Raw genomic sequence first — 21,465 nt, 5'->3', positions numbered from 1 at the left:
CTTATTTCCCCTGTGGGCGCCAAACTTGGCCAATAGCGAGTTTTTGAACTTTCTTACCCCTGCCGTACCAAAGATTGACAAGGCCACGTGAGAAGAAGACTGCTGAGAACATTGAAGTCAAAATACCTAAGCAATGAACTACCGCAAAGCCTTTAATAGGCCCAGAACCAAAAGCAAGTAAGGCTAAACCGGCAATTAAAGTTGTGACGTTCGAATCTAAGATCGTTGCCCAAGCTTTATCAAAGCCAACAGCGATAGCAGTTTGCGGAGCCGCACCATTACGTAGCTCTTCTCGAATACGTTCATTAATCAAGACGTTAGAGTCAATCGCCATACCCAGCGCCAAGGCCATCGCAGCAATACCTGGCAAAGTTAACGTCGCTTGCAACATCGATAGTACTGAAATCAAGAGCAATAAGTTCACTGCAAGTGCTACCACCGAGAAAGTGCCGAACAGTAAGTAGTAAGCGATCATGAAAACAGAAATGGCTGCAAAACCAATAATCAGAGATGTAAAGCCTTTCTCAATATTTTCTGCTCCAAGGCTTGGTCCAATCGTACGCTCTTCGATGATTTCCATTGGGGCTGCCAAAGAACCTGCGCGCAATAGGAGAGCTAAGTCATTTGCACTTGCTGTTGTTGGTTGGCCGGTAATTTGAAACTTGGATCCGAATTCACCTTGAATAGTAGCAATGGTGAGGACTTCGCCCTTACCTTTTTCAAATAGGATCATGCCCATGGGTTTACCAATGTTTTCGCGGGTAACTTCTTGCATCACGCGACCGCCAGCAGCATCTAAAGAAATATTCACTGCAGGTCGTTGGTTCTGATCAAAGCCAGCACTTGCATCGGTAATACGATCGCCGCTAAAGATAACCGATTTTTTGAAGACGCCTTGACGATTTTCACCAAAACGAAACACATCCATGCCTGGAGGCGGAGTCTCACCAATGGCAATCGTCGAAACGATTGGGTCGGCTAGTCTGGATTCCAGAGTTGCAGTGCGACCAATAATATCTTTGGCACGAGCAGTGTCTTGTACACCCGGCAACTGAACCACAATCCGCTCAGCACCTTGTTGTTGAATGACTGGCTCTTTAACGGCCAATTCATTCACACGCTTATTGAGGGTGACGATATTTTGTTTTACTGCGTTGTCTTGAATTTCTTTTAAGGCGGTAGGTTTGAATTCACCTACTAGCTTTGGAGATAAGCCGGTAGGTTTGAGTTGCCAGATCAGATCAGGCTGACTAGTCATCAATACAGAACGGGCTTTTTCAGCATCTTCTATGCTGCCAAAAGTGAGGGTGATGCTATCTTGACCGCGCTCGATACCTTGTTGGCGTATCGATTTGTCGCGCAACTGACTGCGGATATCCGTTGCTAAAGAAGTTACTTTCTTTTGCACGGCACCCTTCATATCTACTTGCAGTAAGAAGTACACGCCACCGCGTAAGTCGAGGCCGAGTGGCATTGGTAATGCATTGAGTGCATTTAACCAGCTCGGTGTGTTGGAGAGCAGATTTAATGCTACCGTGAAATTAGGATCGTTTTGATCTATGTTTAACTTTTGCTGCAATAGATCGCGAGCACGAAGTTGAATATCAGTATTGTTAAAACGAATCTTGATTGAACCTACATTGCCGGTAGATTCAAAGAAAATACCGGTATTGCTAATATTGTCATCAGTCAGAATCTTTTCGACTCGAGACTGCGTCGCCAAATCAACCTTAATGGTTGGTTTGGCGGACGAGACTTGAACTGCTGGAGCCTCTCCGTAGAAATTAGGTAATGAATATAGTCCCCCGATTAGTAAAGCAATCAGGATGACTATGTATTTCCAGAGAGGGTAGCGATTCATATTGAGATACTTTTAAGCAAGCGTATTAATCAGACTTCAAGGAGCCTTTTGGCAACACTGTTGTGATGGCGCCTTTTTGCATCTTCACTTCAGTACCGGCTGAAATTTCAACAGTCACTACCTGATCTTTCAAAGCCGTTACTTTGCCGATGATTCCGCCACTGGTAACTACCTCATCGCCAACTGCCAAGGACTCTAGCATGGCTTTAGTTTCTTTTTGACGCTTCATTTGTGGGCGAATCATGATGAAGTACAGCACTGCAAACATCAACAACAGGGGAAGGAAGCTCATCAAGCCACCGGAATCTGCACCCGCGGCTGGAGCCTGGGCAAAAGCGTTACTAATCCACATATAAAACCTCCATTAATTACCAGTTGAAAACTGCTTTAGGAAACTGCTTCAGTTTTAGGCTTTTAAAGCAAAGCCGTAAACCCGCAATTCTAAACTGTATGGGGCTTGGAGGACTTATTTGCTACCCTTGGGCTATTAATCCTGCCCAGGCTCTACGCCACGCTGACGATTTCGATGAAATTCCTCGCGATAAGCACTAAAACGGCCTTCGGCCAAGGACCCTCTCACCTCTTCCATGAGCTGAAGATAGTAGGAGAGGTTATGGATGGTATTGAGCTGCGATCCAAGGATCTCATTCGCCTTTTGGAGGTGATTTAAGTAGGATCTAGTGAAATTTTGGCAGGTATAACAGGCGCAGGTGGGATCAACAGGGCGGTCATCCTCCTTGTAGCCGGCATTACGCAGTTTGAGGTCACCAAAGCGGGTAAAAAGCCAGCCATTTCGGGCATTCCGTGTCGGCATCACGCAGTCAAACATGTCGATACCGAGGCTGACGCCCAGCATGAGGTCTTCGGGCGTACCAACTCCCATCAAATAATGGGGCATATGCTCAGGCAGCTTAGGGGCAGTGAAATTCAAGATACGCTCAAACTCTGGCTTTGGCTCTCCAACAGAAAGGCCACCAATAGCAATGCCATCAAAACCTTGCTGACTGACTGCATCTAGTGAAAATTCTCTGAGGTGTTCGAACATCCCGCCTTGAACGATGCCAAAGAGACCGTTGCCCGTCTCAAGCTCCCGAAAACGTTTTAAGGAGCGATCACCCCAACGTAGGGACATTTCTAGTGAGGCGCGCGCGGTCTTTTCTGAGGTTGCCTGTCCCTTGACCTCATATGGGGTGCACTCATCAAACTGCATGGCGATATCACTGTTGAGTACTGCCTGAATTTCCATGGACACTTCAGGAGACATAAATAATTTATCTCCATTGATTGGTGAGGCAAAGGTCACACCCTCTTCAGAAATTTTTCTCAGGGCACCCAAGCTAAAAACCTGAAAGCCGCCAGAGTCAGTCAGGATCGGTTTATCCCAACCCATAAAGCGATGTAAGCCACCATGTTTCTTGATGACATCTAAACCAGGACGTAGCCATAAATGAAAGGTATTACCCAAAATGATTTGCGCTTTAGCTTCTTTCAGGTCCCTTGGGGTCATGGCTTTCACGGTGCCATAGGTCCCCACTGGCATAAAGATCGGTGTTTGTACGCTCCCATGAGGAAGATCCATTTGACCAAGGCGGGCTGGGCTTGCAGAGTCGCGAGCGAGAATACTAAAGCGAACAGGTTTTATCATGAGTGTGTATTGTTAAGGCGACTCAAGAACATCGCATCGCCATAGCTGAAAAAGCGATATTCATTTTGAATGGCATGTTGATAGGCATTGCGGATGTTATCCACTCCAGCAAATGCGCTCACCAACATTAATAAGGTGGATTTTGGCAGATGAAAGTTTGTCAACAAGCAGTCGACGGTTTTGAACACGTACCCAGGCGTAATAAATAAGTTCGTTTCGCCACTGTCTTTTTGGGTTTGCGCTCGACTCTCTAGCGCCCTCATGCTGGTGGTACCAACCGCAATGACTCTACCCCCAATTTTTTGAGTATCTTCAATTGCTGCGATAGTTTCTGTGGGCACGGAGAACCACTCGTAATGCATCTGGTGTTTACTGAGATCTTCTTCACGAACTGGAGTGAAGGTGCCCGCACCAACATGGAGGGTGATGCTGGCCTGCTTAACGCCAAGTTCACGAAGCTGACTCAGAATGGCTTGATCAAAGTGCAGGCCTGCCGTAGGCGCCGCAACAGCACCAGGATTCTTGGCAACCACGGTTTGATAGCGATTGGCATCTTCTTGCGTTGGTTGGTGCTCAATATAGGGGGGTAGGGGCAATTCACCAAACCGCTCCAGCAGGGAGAAGACATTTTCCGGAAAGCGCACTTCATAAAATCGGCCGTCATGGCCAATCATTTCAACGGGGAAGGTTTCACCCGCTTGATTGTAAATATGAACAATACTGCCCGTCTTTGGAACTTTGGAGGCTCTAATCTGAACCCAGGCCTGGTTTTCAGCGCTGATGCGTTCGATGAGGAGCTCGACATTGCCACCAGTCTCTTTTTTGCCGTGTAAACGGGCTGGAATGACTTTAGTGTCATTGAAGACGAGTAAATCCCCAGGTTTAATAAGGTTAAGGATGTCTGGAAATTGTCGATCAATCAACTGGGCAACATTGCCCCCTTCGGCCTTAACCTCTAAGAGGCGGCTATCCGTTCTATTGGCCAGGGGGTGCTGGGCAATTAGTTGGGGTGGGAGGTCGTAATTGAAGTCGGAAAGTTGCATAGCATTACCATCAGGTATTGGATTTTAACGATGAAGACTAAACGACCGCCAACTGCACTCGAAAAGATGGGTCTAAACAGCCCTATGGCACTGGCATTGCATCTACCATCTCGCTATGAGGATGAGACTGAGCTGTTCACTATAGACGAGGCTATGGGCCTTGGACGATTCCATGCTATCCAGACTCAAGGTACGGTGACTCGTAATCAAGTCACGTTTCGCCCTAGAAGACAGCTTTTAGTCACGATTGAGGATGATACTGCCTCACTTCAGCTCCGTTTCCTTAATTTTTACCCTAGCCAGCAAAAGCAGATGGCAGTCGGCAGTCATGTGCGCGTACGAGGCGAGGTTAGGGATGGATATCTCGGTGCGGAAATGGTTCATCCCACTGTTAGAGCCATCACCCCTGATGCGCCATTGTCTGCTAGCTTGACCCCGGTATACCCCGCCAGCGCCGGTTTATCCCAGACCATTATTCGGAAGGCAGTCCTAAAGGCTTTACATGATTCCAGCCTGAAAGAAAGCTTGGCAGAATTTTTACCGACCAAACTCATGGCGGAAATTTTGCCCAGCAATGATTGGCCTCCACTTCAAGATGCAATTACATATTTACATCAGCCACCTGCTGATGCCAACACCCAGGCGCTGCTAGAGCGAACGCATGCTGCATGGCGCCGCGTGCAGTTTGAAGAACTGCTAGCCCAGCAAATCTCGTTGAAGCGGGCACATGCTATCCGCAGAGAAAGACGTGCACCTAGTTTTGAGAAGGATCAACAAAAAACCAAGGCTGGCAAAGTAAGTTCAAGCATTGAAGAGGGTTTACTCAAAGCCTTGCCCTTCAAGCTAACTGGCGCCCAAGCGCGGGTTTGGTTGGAGATTGGCCTCGACCTATCCAATGCCTTTCCGATGAATCGCTTGCTACAGGGTGATGTGGGGAGCGGCAAAACGGTCATTGCGGCTTTAGCTGCTGCGCGTGCCATGGATCATGGTTATCAAGCGGCGATCATGGCCCCCACAGAAATTCTGGCAGAGCAGCACTATATCAAGATGAAAGAGTGGTTCGAACCTTTAGGCGTCAAAATTGCCTGGCTCTCTGGCAGTTTGAAGGCTAAGGAAAAAAGACTGGCACAAGAAATGATTGAAAGCGGCGATGCACAACTCATCATTGGTACGCATGCACTGATTCAGGATAAGGTGAGTTTTGCCAAGTTGGGCCTAGCGGTGATTGATGAGCAACATCGTTTTGGTGTGAGACAGCGTTTAGAAATTCAGCAACGCGTCGGTTCGGAATTATTTTATTGCCACCAAATCATGATGTCAGCTACTCCTATCCCGCGTACGCTAGCGATGACTTACTACGCTGATCTCGATGTTTCTGTCATTGATGAATTGCCTCCTGGTCGTAAGCCCATCACTACCAAGGTAGTCAAAGCTGCCCGCAGGGATGAGGTCATTAGCGGTTTACATGATTGGTTGGCTAAGGGTCTGCAAGCTTATTGGGTTTGCCCCTTGATTGAAGAGTCTGAAGTATTGCAATTACAGACTGCCGTTGAGAGTTTTGAGCAGCTCACTCAAGCCCTACCTAATTTCAAAGTAGGCTTAGTACATGGCCGCTTGAAGAGTGAAGAAAAAGCAGCCGTGATGGCTGCATTTAAGGCAAATGAGATTCAGCTCTTAGTTGCAACTACTGTAATTGAGGTGGGCGTTGATGTACCTAATGCAGCGCTCATGGTGATCGAGCATGCCGAGCGCTTTGGTTATGCACAAATTCATCAGCTGCGAGGGCGCGTAGGGCGTGGCTCTGCCGATTCAGTATGTATATTAATGTATGCGGAGCCATTATCTTTAGCAGCAAAAGAGCGACTACAAACTTTGCGAGAGACCTCAGATGGATTTGTGATTGCAGAGCGCGACTTATCACTTCGTGGCCCAGGAGAATTGCTAGGTGCAAAGCAATCCGGTGATGCGATGTTGCGTTTTGTGGATCTGCAGCGTGATGCTTGGTTAATCGAATTAGCCCAAGTGGCAGCAGAGCGATTACTGGCCGAGCATAGCGACTTGGTAGAAAGACACTTAGAGCGTTGGCTAGGATCTCGTACCGAGTTTCTAAAGGCTTGATCATTCCACAATGACCTCAACTGTAAATAAGAAAAGAATATTCATCTAATGCGCAATCGCCTTATTGCTTATGCCTATTTGATTCGTCTCGATAAGCCTATTGGTACTCTCTTATTGCTATGGCCAACCTTATGGGCACTTTGGTTGGTTAGTGGCGGCTTTCCTGAGTGGTATCTACTGATTATTTTCACCCTCGGAACCTTTTTAATGCGCAGTGCTGGTTGTGCAATTAATGATTACGCAGATCAAGACTTTGACCGCCATGTATTACGTACTAAAGATCGGCCGATTACGAGTGGCAAGATTTCTGGAAAAGAGGCGCTAGCAGTGGCAGCCATCTTGGCGCTACTAGCCTTTCTACTTATTCAGCCTTTAAATGGGCTCACTAAGGAACTTTCTTTCTTCGCCCTAGCAGTGGCGATTCTCTATCCTTTCACCAAACGTTTCTTTGCTATTCCACAAGCAGTTCTAGGGATTGCATTTGGCTTCGGAATCCCAATGGCCTATGCTGCAGTGCTGGATTTCATTCCAACAGAGGCATGGATTTTGTTTATCGGCAATATCTTCTGGGCTATAGCCTATGACACTGCGTATGCAATGGTAGATCGAGACGATGATATGCGTTTAGGTTTGCGAACCTCAGCTATTACCTTCGGCCGATTTGATGTGCTCGCAATTGCCATCAGCTATGGCATCTTGTTTCTATGTCAGGCTTGGGTTGCCCACCTGGCAAACCTTGGTAATTCTTATTGGGTTGGGTGGGGTTTAGCACTAGCTTGTGCAACGTACCACCTAAAATTGGTATCGACCCGTACACGTGAGAATTGCTTTCAAGCCTTCCGCCACAATAATTGGCTGGGAGGGTTTCTCTTTCTTGGAATCCTTTTGGGCCTAGCTCGCACTTAACTTGGTGTTAGCTCTTACCTAGTTCATCACCCATCGCTTTGCCACGTTGACTAGCGGCATCAATGGCTCTTTCGAGAGCGCCATGCCAATCAAGTTGCTGAAGCATATCTAGTGCTGCAGCGGTTGTACCGCCTTTTGATGTGACTCGTTCGCGCAAAATACCTACATGCTCATCTGAATTATGGGCAAGCTGTGTAGCGCCTTCTAAAGTTGCATAGGCTAGCTTTCGTGCGGTAGCTGCATCAAGTCCAAGCTTCTCGCCACTCGATTGCATCGCTTCCAAGAAAGCAAAGACGTAGGCAGGCCCGCTCCCAGAAACGGCCGTCACTGCATCCATGAGCTCTTCTTTATTTACCCAGACCGTTTGACCTACAGCGTTACAAATCGTTTCGGCTAGGGCGCGGTCAGATGCATTGACTGCTACATCAGCAAAGAGCCCCGTAATGCCTTTGCCGATCAGGGCTGGGGTATTCGGCATGGCACGAACACAGCGTTCATGATCAAGCCAGCGGCTCATATCTTTCAGGCGAATACCAGCAGCAATACTCAGAATTAATGGGCCTGGCGCCGTCGCATGTTTGAGTTTGGCGCTCAGAGATTTAGCTACGACATTAAAATCCTGGGGTTTGATAGCCATGACCACAATATTGTTCTTGGAAAAGTCAAAAGCGATTTGCTCCAAAGTGCTAATGATCTGCACACCAAAATCTTGGTGTAGTTGTAAGCCAGTACTGGCGTTGGCTTCCACTAAAGACAGTTGATTCGCCTCAAAGCTATTTGCTAGTAATCCGCTAATCAAAGCGCGACCCATGTTTCCGCCACCAATAAAAGTGACGTGGGCATCTTGATTGATTTTTTGTATGCTCATGCTTTTATCTTATCGCGCTTCCCAAAGATTGCGCTGCCTATACGTACCATGGTGCTGCCTTCCGCTATTGCCGCTTCCATATCATCGGACATTCCCATCGAGAGGGTATCGAAAAAATCGTACCCGACATCGCTTGCATGTTTCGCCTTTATCCCAGCGAAGCACTCTCGTACTGCTGCAAATGAGCGACGCTGCTGATTGACATCATCGCTTGGTGCAGGAATGGCCATGAGTCCACGTAGAGAAAGGTTGGGTAACTTAGTGATGGCGTTGCAAAGCGACTCGACTTCTTCGAACGAGATGCCACTCTTACTATTTTCTTCGCTAACGTTGATTTGAATACAAACCTGCAACACACCTAAATCTGGAAACTCACCGCGCTGACTAGATAATCGCTCTGCAATTTTGAGTCGATCAATACTGTGAACCCAATCAAAATGTTCTGCTACCTCTCGAGTTTTGTTGCTTTGCAGCGGGCCAATGAAATGCCATTCTAGCCAGGGGCGTAATTTGGCGAGCTGCTGAATTTTCTCGACACCCTCTTGGACATAGTTTTCGCCAAAGACGGTTTGCCCCGCGTGCATTGCCTCTTCAACCGCTCTAGGTAAAAAAGTTTTGCTGACAGCGAGTAATTGAATATCCTCTGGCTCACGTTTTGCTGCTAGCGCTGCTAACTCAAGCCGTTGTCTTACTTGCATAAGATTGATGGTAATTTGACTCATTATTTGGTTTGGCTTTGTTGGTGAATTAGTTGATCAACGATTTCAATCCAATGGAGTACTGGCGTGTCATCTTGCTGAAGGTGTGTAATGCAGCCAATATTTCCAGAAACAATGACTTGGGCGCCAGATTCTTCGCAAGCAGCTTGAAGGTGCCCCAATTTGTTTTTACGTAATTGTTCGGATAACTCAGGTTGGGTTACCGAGTAGGTGCCTGCAGAGCCGCAGCAGAGGTGACTATCGGCACAGAGGCGAACACCAATGCCAATACTCGCTAAAAGACTCTCCACCTTCCCGCGAATTTGTTGGCCATGTTGAAGTGTGCAGGGCGGATGGTATACAACGCCAGGCTTGGGATCCACCCCCACCAAGGCGACAAGTTCGCTCTGAAGCATTGGCAATATTTCGGAAATATCTTTGGTTAGCTCGGAAATGGTTTTTGCCTTGAGGGCATATAGCGGATCATTTGCTAATAGATGTCCATAGTCCTTGACCATCACCCCACAGCCGGAAGCAGTCATCACGATGGCTTCAATACCTTGCTCAAGCTGTGGCCACCAGGCATCGATATTCTGTTTGGCATTTTCTATGCCACCAGTTTGATCATTTAAGTGGTAGCGCAACGCGCCACAGCAAGTGGCATTGGGAGCACTAATTAACTGAATTTTGAGTGCATCTAAAACACGTGCAGTAGCTGAGTTCACGTTCGGTAGCATGCTAGGTTGAACGCAACCTTCTAGTAATAACATCTTGCGAGCGTGGGTAGCTTGTGGTCTTGCATAAGGATCGGTGTTACTGGTGAGAGCCTTATTTTTAGCCTCGGGGATCTTGCGCTGAATACCAGTTGGCATGAGTGGACGAACGAGGCGGCCAATTGCCATTGCTGAGTTAAATAGCTTAGGACTCGTTAAGCCTTCTTTCAGTGCCCAGCGTGTCAGGCGCTGACCAATAGGGCGCTCGGGAGTATTTTCTTCTGCCCACTTGCGACCAATATCAATCAAATTGCCGTATTGCACACCGCTAGGACAAGTGCTTTCACAATTGCGGCAGGTGAGGCAACGATCTAAATGCAATCGTGTTTTCTCTGTCGGCGCTTGACCCTCCGCCATTTGTTTAATGAGATAGATACGACCACGTGGGCCATCTAATTCATCACCCAGAATTTGGTAAGTGGGGCAGGTAGCAGTACAAAAACCACAGTGCACACATTTACCAAGAATTCTGGCAGCTTCAATACCGTCAGCGGTATTGGCAAATTGGGGGGCGAGTTGTGTTTGCATAGGATTGCTAAAAGAGGTGCTTAAGGAAGGCGTGAAGTTGCAAATACACCAGCTGGATCAAAAGAGGCTTTGAGGCGCGCTTGTACAGCCTCTAGCGCTACTGAATGCGCTTGTTCGCTCAATAGGGTGAAGCGTTGCTGATTGGGATCAACATGGGCGCCTTGCTTAAAGCGTGTGGCATGTCCACCATTCGCATTAGCTAGCGTTTTGACGGTTGCGAACGTTACATCATCACCCGATGCTGTAAACCAACGTTGCTGACCGTGCCATTCCAAAACCAGCTGATCATTCATATTGGGAATCGCAAGTGGACCACATACTGCGGGCAATGCTAAGCGATACAGGGTGTCATTGTTATTGAGGTTCTGAAAAGCCGGCAGCTCATGCTCGCGCAAGTTACTCCAGAATGCATCTGCAACACTTGGATCTAACTCGACTACATTGACGGCGGCACCCATCAGGGGGATCGCTGCCTTAACAGCGGCAGCTGCGCCAGCTAGTCGAATAGTGAGTTCACCGTCACCACCTGTTGAGCTTCCAATCCAGCAGCTGGCTGACAAAGGCAGGGGCTGTCCAGCCCACTCATTGGTGAGTTGCAGGGCACGTGCCTGAGTAATGGGACAACGTAAAGTAGTTGTTGCAGCTGGTCGAGGCAGTACTTTTACGGAAGCTTCGAGTAGGAGTGATAAGGTTCCCATTGAGCCGGGCAGTAAACGTGAGACGTCATAGCCTGCAACGTTTTTCATCACCTTGCCACCAAAGGATAAGTCTTGGCCTTTACCATCCAGAATGCGCGCGCCCAGTACAAAGTCGCGTAAGTTGCCAGCGCTAATGCGACCCGGACCCGCGAGTCCAGCAGCAATTGCGCCTCCAAAAGTTGCACCATCACCAAAATGTGGGGGCTCAAAAGCTAAAACTTGATTCTTTTCGGCGAGCACCGCTTCAATTTCTTTTAAAGGTGTACCGGCACAAGCCGTAATCACCAACTCTTCAGGTTGGTATTCTAAGATTCCGGAGTAGGAGCGTGTCTCTAACTTGGTAAATGTATTGGCATTGCCATACCAAGACTTGGTACCGCCACCCTGAATTGAAAGAGGTGTTTTATTTTTTGAGGCAGCAAGGATTTGCTCACGAAATAAATCGATGGCCGAGCTAGACTGGAGGCTCGACATCAAAAGCGCTCTAATTCTGGGTGCGGTACGCTGCCGCCACTGATACGCATGCGTCCATACTCGGCACAACGATTTAAAGTGGGAATAGCCTTATCCGGGTTGAGCAATTTCTCTGGATCAAAGGCAGCTTTTACGCCCCAGAAGGACTCACGTTCGCCTTCACCAAACTGAACGCACATGGAGTTAATCTTTTCAATCCCAACACCATGCTCACCAGTGATCGTGCCATCAAGCTCAACACAGGCTTCTAGAATTTCAGTGCCAAATTCTTCAGCGCGATGCCACTCTTCTTGGTCGGCGCCATTAAATAAAATCAATGGATGCATATTGCCATCGCCCGCATGAAATACATTCAAGCAAGCGAGACCATATTTCTTTTCCATACCCTGAATACGTCTAAGCAAAGTGCCAATATTTCTGCGTGGAATAGTACCGTCCATACAATAGTAATCAGGCGCCAATCGTCCGGCAGCAGGGAAAGCATTCTTTCGGCCACTCCAAAATTTCAGCCGCTCCGCTTCATTTTGAGAAATCTGAATACCGCTAGCGCCTGCTTGTTCAAGCACTTTAGTCATGCGCTCAATTTCTTCAGCAACCTCTTCAGGCGTGCCGTCGGACTCACAAAGAAGAATGGTCTCAGCATCGAGGTCATATCCTGCATGAACAAATTCTTCTACGGCTCGGGTAGTCGCTTTATCCATCATCTCGAGGCCAGCAGGAATAATTCCAGCGGCAATGATGGCGGCAACTGCATCAGCACCTTTTTCTATATCGTCAAAGCTCGCCATGATGACGCGTGCCAACTTTGGTTTAGCAATTAATTTGACGGTAACTTCAGTCACCACCGCAAGCATGCCTTCACTACCCATTACGACGGCTAATAAATCAAGCCCTGGAGAGTCTGGGGCAAGACTACCAAACTCCACAATCTCACCACTCATCAAAATGCCACGAACCTTTAAGACATTGTGAAGAGTGAGGCCATATTTAAGGCAATGTACGCCACCAGAGTTTTCATTGACATTACCGCCAATAGAGCAGGCAATCTGAGAGGATGGGTCTGGGGCATAGTACAAGCCAAGGTGGGCGACTGCCTCAGATATAGCAAGATTACGTACCCCTGGTTGGACAACTGCAGTGCGGGTAAAAGGGTCAATGCTGATGATTTTCTTCAGCTTGGCTAGCGAAAGTACTAGACCTTGGGACATCGGCATTGCGCCGCCTGAAAGCCCGGTCCCAGATCCTCGTGGGACGATGGGGACTTGCATGTTAAAGCAAATCTTAAGTATTCGAGCAACCTGCTCTTCAGTCTCGGGAAGGGCGACTGCTAATGGCATGCGCCGATAGGCTGCTAGGCCGTCACATTCATAAGGAATCGTGTCCTCAGGCTCCCAAAGCAAGGCATGCTCAGGAAGAATTGGGCGCAAGGCTGAAACCAATTTGGATTGAAGGGCGGTAATGGCCGCAAGCTCGGGGGGTGGGATAACCATATTCATAGGAATCATTTTAGCCATTTACCTATAATTAGTTTCATGGGAAATCGACTTTCAAAAATAGCCACTAGAACTGGTGATGCCGGCATGACCGGGCTCGGCGATGGCAGCCGAGTGGAAAAGGACCATTTGCGCATCTGCGCCATGGGGGATGTCGATGAATTGAACTCCGAGATTGGGGTTTTAATGACTGAATCCATCCCGGAAGGCATTGCTGATGAGTTCAAAGCCCTATTTTTGCAAGTGCAGCACGATTTATTTGATTTAGGCGGGGAACTCTGTATTCCGAATTACACCCTGCTTAAACCAGAGCATGTAGCCCAGCTGGATGTTTGGCTAGAAAAATACAATGCCACCTTGCCACCTTTGACTGAATTTATTCTGCCTGGGGGAACGCGCGCCGCTGCACAAGCTCATGTCTGTCGCACCGTTTGCAGACGCGCCGAGAGGTCAATCGTGCGTTTGGGTTGGGAAGAGCCCTTGTATGACGCTCCGCGTCAGTATGTCAATCGCTTATCTGACCTCTTATTTGTTTTAGCCCGCGTCCTCAATCGTGAGGCAGGTGGTCAGGATATTCTTTGGAAGCATGAAAAAAAAGAGACTAAATAAATTAGTCTCTTTTTCAGAAAATTAAAGCACGTTTAAGGCGAACTTTCTATTTCTTAGATTTTCTGCGATTCTTCACGGCTAATGCCAGACGCTGCAGTACATTGACTGAATCTTCCCAGTTAATACAGGCATCAGTAATACTCTTGCCGTACTCTAGCTTGCTAGGATCATCTTTTCCAGGCGAGAATTTTTGCGCGCCATCATTCAGGTGACTTTCAATCATGACGCCAAATATTTGATGTGAACCTGATTCAATTTGCTCAGCAATATTTTCTGCCACCACAATTTGACGTTCATGTTTTTTGCTGGAGTTCGCATGCGACAGGTCAACCATCAAGCTGGCTGGAAGCTTTGCTGCATCAAGCTCAGCGCAAGCTGCTTGAACGTACTGGGCCTCATAATTTGGCTCTTTGCCGCCGCGCAAAATCACGTGGCAATCTTTGTTACCCTTCGTTTCCACGATAGAAACTTGACCATTCTTATGCACTGACAAGAAGTGATGTGGACGGCTTGCCGCTTGAATCGCATCAGTTGCAATTTTGATATTGCCATCAGTGCCGTTCTTAAAACCAATGGGAGCAGATAGGCCTGACGCGAGTTCACGGTGAACCTGACTCTCTGTAGTACGAGCTCCGATGGCGCCCCAGGAAATGAGGTCAGCAATATATTGCGGAGAAATCACATCCAAGAACTCGCTACCTGCAGGCATGCCCAAACGATTAATTTCCATCAGTACTTGACGGGCGATGCGCAATCCTTCTTCAATGCGATAGCTCTCATCTAAATAGGGGTCATTAATCAAACCCTTCCAGCCCACTGTAGTGCGTGGCTTTTCAAAATAGACACGCATCACAATTTCAAGTTCGCCCGAAAAGCGATCACGCTCGGCGAGTAATCGCTGGCAGTACTCTACGGCTGCACGGGGATCATGAATGGAGCAAGGCCCGATGATGACAAGGAGGCGATCATCTTTTCCATGAATGATGTCGCGAATCTTTTTACGCGTTTTACTGATAAGCGCTTCCGTGGGTGTTCCCGAAATTGGGAAGAAGCGAATCAAATGCTCTGGTGGTGGCAGAACAGTAATGTTATGAATGCGTTGATCATCTGTCTCTGACGTTTTATCGACGGCAGCATACCAGTTGGCGGGAATGGTGTTTTGTTGGCTCATCGGACTATTTTAAGCCGTATTAAGCGGTTCCTCCGACAGTCAAGCTGTCGATACGTAAAGTAGGCTGTCCAACGCCTACCGGAACGCTTTGACCTTCTTTACCGCAAACCCCGATCCCACCATCTAATTTAAGGTCATTTCCGATCATAGAGACCTGTTTTAAGGACTCAGGACCGCTACCAATGATGGTGGCGCCCTTAACGGGATATTGAATTTTGCCGTTTTCAACCCAATAAGCCTCTGAGGCAGAAAACACAAATTTTCCACTGGTAATGTCCACCTGACCGCCGCCAAAATTCACGGCATAAAGTCCGCGTTTAATACTGGCAACGATTTCTTGAGGATCATCTTTGCCGGCCAGCATATAAGTGTTGGTCATGCGGGGCATTGGCAGGGAGGCAAAACTCTCACGCCGACCATTGCCGGTGAGGGGCATATTCATGAGGCGGGCATTGAGACTATCTTGAATATAGCCCTTCAAAATTCCATCCTCAATCAGTGTGGTGCACTGGGTGGGCGTCCCTTCATCATCGATATTGAGCGAGCCACGACGACCAGACAGCGTGCCATCATCCACTACGGTGACGCCCTTTGCGGCGACACGTTGACCAATACAACCAGCAAAAGCAGAGGAGCCTTTGCGATTAAAGTCTCCCTCTAGGCCATGACCAACCGCTTCATGAAGCAATACGCCAGGCCATCCTGGACCCATTACAACTGTCATAGGGCCAGCTGGGGCAGGGCGAGAGTCTAAATTAATGAGTGCCCCATCGACAGCTTCATCAACATATTGGTTGATCAATTCGGTATTGAAAAAGTGATAGTCATGGCGTGCGCCACCACCTGAAGACCCAGATTCGCGACGACCATTTTGCTCGGCAATCACATGTACCGATACCCGCACCAATGGGCGTACATCGGCAGCCAATAAACCATCTGCGCGTACTACGAGGACAACATCAAATTCACCTGCTAGGCTGGCCATTACCTGAATGATGCGTGGATCTCGTGCTTTTGCACGACGCTCAATACTTTCCAGCAATGCAATTTTTTCTTGAGGCGCAAGAGAATCTAAGGGGTTTAAATCGGAATAAAGACCATTAGACACGGGTGTAAAGGTTTTGCTGGCAATAGCCCGTCTACCCCCTTGAGGGCCAATCACTCGTGTTGACTTAGCGGCCTTATTCAAAGCCTCTAAATTAATTTCATCCGAGTAAGCAAAGGCGGTTTTATCGCCATAGATCGCACGAACACCGACACCTTGATCGATGTTGAAGCTTCCGGACTTAACAATACCCTCTTCAAGGCTCCAGCTCTCGCTACGGGTATGTTGAAAATAGAGGTCCGCATCATCGAGTTGGTGCGTAAACATATTGCCAAAGGTGCGATGTAAATCCTGCTCAGATAAACCGGTTGGTTCAAGCAGGATAGATTTTGCTAGCTTGAGAAGGTCAGCCTGTTTTTTGGGCTTAGTCCAATCACTTGGAAATAATGCTTCAGGTACTTTCATCTTGATCTGCTGAACTTTCTTCATTAAAGCTTGCGGTGTTTTAGTGCGGGTAGCTTAGAGCGTACCTCTTTTAATTTATCTTTGCTTAGGGTGCCCGCAATCAATCCCTCACCCTGCGGGAGATTGGCTAATATCTGTCCCCAAGGGTCAATCAGCATACTTTCACCCCAAGTCCGCCGTTGATTGATGTGAGCTCCACCTTGCGCCGAAGATAAAACGTAGCATTGATTTTCAATAGCCCGGGCGCGCAGCAGGATTTCCCAATGGTCCTTGCCGGTCGTGTAAGTAAATGCGGCAGGAATGATATGGCAATCTACTTCGCCAAGTGAGCGATAGAACTCTGGAAAGCGCAGGTCGTAGCAAATACTTAAACCAAAGCGCCAATCTAATCCGTTGACAGTAATCTGGAATTCGCCTGGTTGATTGCCGGGCGCTATAGTTTCAGATTCTTCGTAACGCTCAGTTTCAGTTTGGAAGCCAAATAAATGAACCTTATCGTATCGAGCAATCTGCTTGCCTTGGGGATTAAACACGAGGGAGGTATTGAGAACTTTGTTGGCTTCTAAAGCCTCTAGAGGAATGGAGCCGGCGACTAAATAGATGTTATTTTCTTGTGCGATTGCAGCAAGGCGCTCTTGTATAGGGCCTGATCCAGGAGCCTCACGCATGTGCACTTTGTCAGTATCTTTCAGTCCCATGAGGCAAAAATATTCTGGCAGCACTGCGAGCTGAGACCCGCTGTCAGTGGCCGTCTTAATCAAGCGTTCGGCAGCCGCAAGATTCTCCTCAAGATCGGGAGTCGATACCATTTGTATCGACGCAATGTGGAGTTGTGAAGAATTTACCAAATCATTCATGATGGCTTTAGCCGGAATTTAGGGGGATGTATTCGAATTGGGGGATGGAGCCATAGGCCCAGAATTTGGCAAGTTCGGCTTGATTTGCTCTTTCAGTAGATTTTTTGTGCGGATCGTATTCAAGGTTTTAGCATCAAGCGGTTGGCCTTTTTGATCAAGCGGTATTACTTCTGGATTCTCCCAAGAGCCCTGTATCAAATAGTCTGTTTGCATTGTGCGATTAATTTGGTTGGTGATGAGGTACTGCCCCACTAGTGCCCCAAGACCAATAATGGGATTAATTGCAAAAGCAGCTAGCGAGCCTGCAGTTGCATCAATAGTAGGGAAGATGGTGACCCGTAAATCTTGCGTTTCTTTTGGAACATTAATTTGACCAGTCATTGCTACCCTGGCTTGATCGAGAATCATCGTAAATTCCTGAGTTTGTGCGGTACCTTGTGTGATCTCGAAGTTACTATTAATAGTATTGAATGGTGTTCCCTTGGTGGCTAAATTGCCGAGGCTGCCCTTCAGATCCAGCGTTGCGAATCTAAGCAAACTCTGCAAACTCAGAACGTCCAATAATTTTGCGCCATCTGTATTGACTTCGAGCAATCGCCCTTTGGCAAGGTTGATGCTGACATTGCCTGCAAGTGAGTCATAGTCAGGAGAAAAGAGCGGTCCAGACCACGACAATGCAGCCTTCAGCTTTCCTTCCCCGCCTTCTACAGACTTCGCATTACTCCAATGGGAAATGATTTGTCCTGCATCCTTGATATTCATATCCGCTGTGAAAGAACTTTTATCTGTACTACTCTGAGTGCGAGCGATCCATTGCCCCTGAATTGTGGAATTTCCTTGGGGATTGCTGATTTGAACAGACTCCACTTTTAAAAGATCGCGAGTAGTTTTGGACTTGATCTTCGTTGCGCCCAGTTGCGCCTTAGTCCAATTTAAATCATCAATTACTAAGTCTAAACTGGGAATGTCATTCGGGCTAACGGGGGTCTTAAGGGCACTTGGTTTTGGTGTAGCAAGCTCCTTGGATGATGAATCTGTAGAAGTAAGTTGATCGGGTACTTTCAGACGTGCAAGTCTTCCGGCAATGAGGCCACTTGGCTGATCGTTGCTGCTCGGGTGCCATTGCACTTGACCTGCAATTTGGGGTGAATTCAAACGAATTTGCCAGACAGCATTTTTTTGCTGGGAATTGAGCGTGACATCAGTCCACTCACGATCAAGGGCAATCAGCCTCTTGAGTTGAGCGGAGACTTGAATCTCAGCTTCGGGGGTGCCGGTTTTTTTAGGTTCGCCAACTTTGCTTGTGGGTTTTCCAGTGCCTAAAAAGGCTATCCATTGATCTAGGTTGAGTTCGTTGCCTACCAGGTTCAGTGCAAGACCTTGCTGAGGTAGTGGGCCTGAGGATCCAACGCCTAAGCTGTTTCTAATGTCATTGGCAGCATCCAGATTTCCTTGGATGAAGTATTGATCTCCCAACTTACCAGACCAATCTGCACGGATGGAATTGGATTTACTGACGGGATAAGTCTTGACATTCAGTTCACCGAGCATAGCGCTACCGGCCAATTTCTTAGCTGGCGCGGGCGCAGAACTTGCCCAATTACGTAAATCAAACTTCAGATTTGTTTGGCTGCCGAATTTATTAAAACTGATGAGCCCCTCATATTTTGCTGATCCACTCATGGCGGATAGCAAAGCAGGATTTACCCGAGAATTCTGATTGCCTGCAATGTAATCTTTAATGAAACTAGCGTTCATGTTCCCGTCGATACGAAAGCTCGAGCTTCCCGATGTGGACTGCGCACTGGATATCTTGAGTGCTCCCCCCAAAAAATTTGCAGTAATGTTTTGAAATTCAGGGTTGATTTCCGTAATGCGTATATTGCCTTTTAGATTTTCCAGTGGAGGGACTTCTCCCCATTGAGCCTTGTTACCTGGCAGTGTTAATTTGGCATCTACATTGACGTCATCATTTCCAGAGAGCGGAATTTTTAATCCAAGGTCTATGCTGACTGGACCAGTCAGAGAAAGATTTTTGGCTAAATTCGATTGTTGCAATCCCACTGGGGAGGCAACGAGATATTCCAGAATCTCAGCTGCCTCACCGTCTACCGCACCATTAATTAGTAAGGTCGGCTGTTTAGCGCTGAGATTAGGGACTTGCGACTTGATATTGGTCAGCATGACTTTCTTAAAGCTTGCCTTATCAATATCAACAGTTAAAGCGGATTGCTTCATATCGATAATGCCACTGACATTACTAAATGCCTGCCAAACACCTTGGTTGCTTGGCAGTAATGGCGCTGGCTTAAAAGTAGCCTTAGAGAATGGCAGGTGCAAGCTGAGCTCCCCAATGGTTCCAGCAGGATATGGAGCTTGATTCGGATCGCCCTTAATATGCAAAACGCCATTTTGAATATCCCCGGAATTAAAGGCTTTACTCAAATAGAGGCGACTATCTTTATCCATCCCGACTGGTAGGTAGCGATGGGCAGTGGCTAATTTAGCTCTAACAATCTCCATATCGAGTGTCATCTGATCGGGTTGCTTGGATGGGCTAATGAGATAGCTCAGATCAAAATTGGTAGTGATTTCGGGGTTGCTAAGCTGCATTTTCTTGGCATTGATCAGCCACCCGCCTTTTTGCTTAGACCAATTGATATCACCTTTTGCGCGATCCAATGGAATTTGAGAGGCGGACAAAAAATCACTCATCTCTAATTCAAGATTGCTTGAATCTAGCGTGAAATTCCCTTGCTTTTGATTGCTAGTAAGGTTTCCAGATAAATTGGACACCGAGGGCATAGATTGATCGATTCTAGTGAAGCTAATCCCCTTGAGATTCGCGCTGATTGTGAAATCCAATTTATTGGCAGAAAACCAATTTCCCGCTATTGGGAGGGCAGCTAAAGCAGATGAACTTTCAGACCAATTGATTTCCATATTCTGTAGCTCTCCATCTGGATCAGCGATCTTGATCCATTGGTGAATTTTTTTCGGCAGAGGGAGGTTGAGTGCGAAGAGCGCAATATCTTCTACCTGTATTTTTGGCGATGAGAAGCCGAACTCCTTGAGCTCACCACCATCTTTTGGTGTGCGCCAGCGGAAGGTAATTGGACTTAAATTTTCAAGTGGTGCGCTAGCGGGGCTGTCGATACTGCGCCATGCCAATGTTTTGGTAGTAATGGAGTTGAGTCCACCATCGGTATCCTGTACGAGATTAGTTTCCAGCCTGCCAAACTCAATGGGATCCTCATCTTTGTTGAGCTGAATCACTAGGCGATCGGCTGTTAAAGACATCTGACCACCATCAGCCTTGCCACCATCCAGCTTTAAATTTCCTTTTGAGCTGAGCTTGCCGGCCAAGTCATTTAGCGGAATGGAAATATCTTTCGCTATTTGACTTAGGTTGAAATCAGTGATGTCCCACGAGAAGGTGCCGATCCAATCGCGCCAATTGCCTGCTTGTCCAGCGAGATGATGCACAAAGTTAGCTTGGACTTTTATTGGACCTGGGCTCCAAGGAGTTTGTGCAAGCAATTTTGCTTTATGGTTGCGAATGCCATTGCTTAAATGTAGCTCTTGAATATCAATGGAAGTTTTTAACTTTCGACTTTTCTGATCCTCCCAAAATATTTTGGCGTTGTTAATGTGTATGTCGTTTTGAGCGAGTAACCAATTCTCGGTAGAAAAATCATTACCAGAGCTATGAATGGGAATTCCTGCTATCGAGATCCCGCCTTTTACATCACGTTGCGCGTATAGCTGCATCTGATCTAAAGTAATCTCGTGAAAATAGGGAGTCAAATAATAGAAGGAAAGCCAACTGAGTTGCCCGCTAATATTTTGAATAAGCAATGGGCTAGGGGAGGTATTGGAGTTACTGAATCTTAAGCCCTCGATGACGAAGCTTGGGCGAATGCCTGTCCAGGAAACTTGGACCTCATCCATCGTGACATTGGTTCCTAGGCGAGCACTCATTAAGCGCTCTAAGGTGGGTTTTGATTTCTCAATCTGTGGCCATAAAATAAAACGTACCCCAAGATGACCGAATATAAAAACAGCTACAGTAATGCCGGCCAAAATCAAGGCACGCTTACGCCAAAGACCACCAGACCCTGAAGGACGTTTTTGAAGCACGCTTTGCAGGCGGGTCCGGATAATGTTTCTCAGCATGGCTTCTATTATCCGTCAGCCTTTGGGCGATAGCCAA

The 21,465-nt window shown here is 47.4% G+C and carries 16 protein-coding genes; 3 read left to right on the top strand and 13 right to left on the bottom strand.

The features are described 5' to 3' along the window. Position 1 precedes the first annotated feature (1 nt). The 4 genes from secD to queA all read right to left on the bottom strand — a co-directional run bounded on the left by secD (position 2) and on the right by queA (position 4,549). Positions 2-1,861, bottom strand: coding sequence for a protein translocase subunit SecD (gene secD / locus DN92_RS09220; RefSeq protein WP_173960955.1), 1,860 nt, complete (start codon positions 1,859-1,861; stop codon positions 2-4). A 25-nt stretch (positions 1,862-1,886) separates the two neighbouring features. Beyond that, positions 1,887-2,213 (bottom strand): preprotein translocase subunit YajC, encoded by a 327-nt coding sequence (gene yajC / locus DN92_RS09215; RefSeq protein ID WP_173960954.1) that lies wholly within the window; start codon positions 2,211-2,213, stop codon positions 1,887-1,889. Between the two features lie 135 nt (positions 2,214-2,348). Then, a complete protein-coding gene (tgt, locus tag DN92_RS09210) occupies positions 2,349-3,506 on the bottom strand; it encodes a tRNA guanosine(34) transglycosylase Tgt (RefSeq protein WP_173960953.1) in 1,158 nt (385 codons plus the stop codon). Continuing rightward, positions 3,503-4,549: a tRNA preQ1(34) S-adenosylmethionine ribosyltransferase-isomerase QueA gene (queA, locus tag DN92_RS09205; RefSeq protein WP_173960952.1), complete on the bottom strand. Its 1,047-nt coding sequence runs from the start codon at positions 4,547-4,549 to the stop codon at positions 3,503-3,505. Before queA ends, tgt begins: the two co-directional genes overlap by 4 nt. 30 nt (positions 4,550-4,579) lie before the next feature. Between queA and recG the strand changes: the two genes are divergently transcribed. Then, positions 4,580-6,667: an ATP-dependent DNA helicase RecG gene (recG, locus tag DN92_RS09200; protein WP_173960951.1), complete on the top strand. Its 2,088-nt coding sequence runs from the start codon at positions 4,580-4,582 to the stop codon at positions 6,665-6,667. 48 nt (positions 6,668-6,715) lie between these two features. Continuing rightward, on the top strand, positions 6,716-7,573 hold the full coding sequence (ubiA, locus tag DN92_RS09195; RefSeq protein ID WP_173960950.1) for a 4-hydroxybenzoate octaprenyltransferase: 858 nt from the start codon (positions 6,716-6,718) through the stop codon (positions 7,571-7,573). Between the two features lie 7 nt (positions 7,574-7,580). On the opposite strand, the gene proC is transcribed toward ubiA, so the two are convergent. The 5 genes from proC to DN92_RS09170 are packed head-to-tail and all read right to left on the bottom strand — an operon-like array spanning position 7,581 to position 13,117. After that, positions 7,581-8,441 (bottom strand): pyrroline-5-carboxylate reductase, encoded by an 861-nt coding sequence (gene proC, locus DN92_RS09190; RefSeq protein WP_173960949.1) that lies wholly within the window; start codon positions 8,439-8,441, stop codon positions 7,581-7,583. Further along, on the bottom strand, positions 8,438-9,163 hold the full coding sequence (locus tag DN92_RS09185) for a YggS family pyridoxal phosphate-dependent enzyme (protein ID WP_173960948.1): 726 nt from the start codon (positions 9,161-9,163) through the stop codon (positions 8,438-8,440). The genes proC and DN92_RS09185 overlap by 4 nt, the downstream gene beginning before the upstream one ends. Beyond that, positions 9,163-10,440, bottom strand: a complete 1,278-nt coding sequence (glcF, locus tag DN92_RS09180; RefSeq protein ID WP_173960947.1) for a glycolate oxidase subunit GlcF — start codon at positions 10,438-10,440, stop codon at positions 9,163-9,165. Before glcF ends, DN92_RS09185 begins: the two co-directional genes overlap by 1 nt. 20 nt (positions 10,441-10,460) lie before the next feature. Next, on the bottom strand, positions 10,461-11,612 hold the full coding sequence (gene glcE / locus DN92_RS09175) for a glycolate oxidase subunit GlcE (protein ID WP_173960946.1): 1,152 nt from the start codon (positions 11,610-11,612) through the stop codon (positions 10,461-10,463). Then, positions 11,612-13,117 (bottom strand): FAD-linked oxidase C-terminal domain-containing protein, encoded by a 1,506-nt coding sequence (locus DN92_RS09170; RefSeq protein ID WP_173960945.1) that lies wholly within the window; start codon positions 13,115-13,117, stop codon positions 11,612-11,614. The genes glcE and DN92_RS09170 overlap by 1 nt, the downstream gene beginning before the upstream one ends. Positions 13,118-13,144: 27 nt before the next feature. On the opposite strand from DN92_RS09170, the gene DN92_RS09165 reads away from it, so the two are divergent. Then, positions 13,145-13,714, top strand: a complete 570-nt coding sequence (locus DN92_RS09165; protein ID WP_173960944.1) for a cob(I)yrinic acid a,c-diamide adenosyltransferase — start codon at positions 13,145-13,147, stop codon at positions 13,712-13,714. 46 nt (positions 13,715-13,760) lie between these two features. On the opposite strand, the gene DN92_RS09160 is transcribed toward DN92_RS09165, so the two are convergent. Genes DN92_RS09160 through DN92_RS09145 form a run of 4 tightly spaced genes read right to left on the bottom strand, consistent with a single transcriptional unit; the run spans position 13,761 to position 21,428 of the window. After that, positions 13,761-14,885 carry a 3-deoxy-7-phosphoheptulonate synthase gene (locus DN92_RS09160; RefSeq protein WP_173960943.1) on the bottom strand — a complete coding sequence of 375 codons (1,125 nt, stop codon included), beginning with the start codon at positions 14,883-14,885 and terminating at the stop codon, positions 13,761-13,763. 19 nt (positions 14,886-14,904) lie between these two features. Beyond that, a complete protein-coding gene (tldD, locus tag DN92_RS09155) occupies positions 14,905-16,395 on the bottom strand; it encodes a metalloprotease TldD (RefSeq protein ID WP_254598386.1) in 1,491 nt (496 codons plus the stop codon). A gap of 23 nt (positions 16,396-16,418) precedes the next feature. After that, positions 16,419-17,252, bottom strand: a complete 834-nt coding sequence (locus DN92_RS09150; RefSeq protein ID WP_173960942.1) for a carbon-nitrogen hydrolase family protein — start codon at positions 17,250-17,252, stop codon at positions 16,419-16,421. 18 nt (positions 17,253-17,270) lie between these two features. After that, positions 17,271-21,428, bottom strand: a complete 4,158-nt coding sequence (locus DN92_RS09145) for a YhdP family protein (protein ID WP_217426022.1) — start codon at positions 21,426-21,428, stop codon at positions 17,271-17,273. Positions 21,429-21,465 lie beyond the last annotated feature (37 nt).

This window comes from Polynucleobacter arcticus (assembly GCF_013307205.1).
In the GTDB taxonomy this organism is placed as follows: domain Bacteria; phylum Pseudomonadota; class Gammaproteobacteria; order Burkholderiales; family Burkholderiaceae; genus Polynucleobacter; species Polynucleobacter arcticus.
Note: the sequence above shows the minus strand (reverse complement) of the source record. Positions and strands in the feature narration are given on the sequence as shown.